Genomic DNA, 1526 nt, shown 5'->3' with positions numbered 1-1526 from the left:
TCGCCGCACCGAGGCATTAGAAGATGAAGGAGATGGCTTCGGATTCGATCGCGATGGAGAAGAGGATTGCCGTTGCTCAGCCAATCGGCGGCGACGTAGAGAGCGAGATCGATTGCCAAACTCCAGCATGGAAAACCTCTATGAATGCTCAATTTGCGACAAGGCTTAGGTTAACCTACGGTGGGCTGTAAGGAAGCACCAGACCTAGGGGCTTGAGGCGGTTGAGTTAGGCTCAACAACCAACGAAAACCAACGAATTCAAATCTAATATAGATTGCTCGTTGACCTGCCTCAGTTTACTTAAATTTACTGTACATTACTCCAAAAATAGCGTTTGTGCCTAGTCGTTAGCGCTGAGGGTAGCGGTTGCTTCGATTGAACGCTTGATAAATACGTCGTTGAAGAAATCATTCGATGCTCAACCACCAGTTGTAGCGATGATCGGAGGGCTGAAAAGTGCCCATGCCCGAAAGCGTCCTGATTGATACTAAACTTAACAATGTCAGGCTATTGAGGAAAGCGCCATGCTAAACGAAGAGGCCAAGAAAACAATGCTGCGTAAGATCCCCCACGGTCTTTATGTGTGTGGGGTCACAGATGGTGAAGAGGTGAATGGCTTTACCGCTAGTTGGGTGATGCAAGCCTCGTTTCAGCCGCCGCTAGTGGTCAACTGCGTTCGCAACGATTCCAAATCCCACGACATGATTAAAACCAGCCAAGTGTTTGCACTCAGTGTGCTGGAAGCCGGACAAAAGGCGATCGCCCAGACTTTTTTCAAACCCCAACGCCTCGTGGGTAACAAATTTGAAGATATTGAATCCTACCTAGGCGAAACCGGATGTCCGATCATTTCTGACTCCCTCGGCTATGTGGAGTGTCGCGTGGTCGGTTCCGTAGAGCATGGGGATCATACGGTCTTTGTGGGTGAAGTCATTGCAGCAGGTGTGCATCGTGAGGGTGAACCCTTGTTGCTCGAAAGCACGGGCTGGCAATACGGTGGCTAAGTCCTAGGATGGACGTCCCCCTAGGGAGAATCCGCTTTAATAGCACCATCATCCTGGATGCGCTTAGAATTCAGCTCAGTCTCAAACGTTAGGAGAAGTCGCAGTCATGCCCCTGATCAAAGTCCAATCCTCCGTGACCGCGCCCGATGCGGCGGCGGTGACGTCCATGCTCAAAACCCTGTCTGCCAGTTTAGCCAAACACCTAGGCAAACCTGAATCCTATGTGATGACAGCGTTTGAACCCGGCGTCGCGATGACCTTTGCCGGAACGACCGATCCGGTTTGCTACGTGGAAATTAAAAGTGTTGGGCAGATGAGTTCCGCGCAAACCAAAGCGATGAGCCAGGATTTTTGCGACCAGTTAAGTAAGGCGCTCGGCGTACCGACGAATCGTATCTATATCGAATTTGCCGACGCACGCGGCGCAATGTGGGGCTGGAATGGCTCTACGTTTGGATAAAAAAAACGTACCTGGTCACCGCAATAAGAATTGTTAATGAGAATGGCTGAAGCAGCTACATT

Annotated in this window: 2 protein-coding genes; both read left to right on the top strand. The window is 50.4% G+C overall.

All coding sequences use genetic code 11. The features are described 5' to 3' along the window. Positions 1 to 524: 524 nt before the first annotated feature. Positions 525 to 1004, top strand: coding sequence for a flavin reductase (locus tag IGR76_18840; GenBank protein ID MBF2080512.1), 480 nt, complete (start codon positions 525 to 527; stop codon positions 1002 to 1004). Positions 1005 to 1110: 106 nt separating this feature from the next. After that, positions 1111 to 1464, top strand: a complete 354-nt coding sequence (locus tag IGR76_18835; GenBank protein ID MBF2080511.1) for a hypothetical protein — start codon at positions 1111 to 1113, stop codon at positions 1462 to 1464. The last annotated feature ends 62 nt before the right edge of the window (positions 1465 to 1526 follow it).

Origin of the sequence: Synechococcales cyanobacterium T60_A2020_003 (assembly GCA_015272205.1) — a bacterium.
In the GTDB taxonomy this organism is placed as follows: domain Bacteria; phylum Cyanobacteriota; class Cyanobacteriia; order RECH01; family RECH01; genus JACYMB01.
This window is presented reverse-complemented; position numbering and strand designations above follow the sequence as displayed.

Bases quoted from the DNA above. Each gene is read 5' to 3' on its own strand.
- IGR76_18840 (MBF2080512.1), top strand. From the start codon at position 525: ATGCTAAACGAAGAGGCCAAGAAAACAATGCTGCGTAAGATCCCCCAC.
- IGR76_18835 (MBF2080511.1), top strand. From the start codon at position 1,111: ATGCCCCTGATCAAAGTCCAATCCTCCGTGACCGCGCCCGATGCGGCG.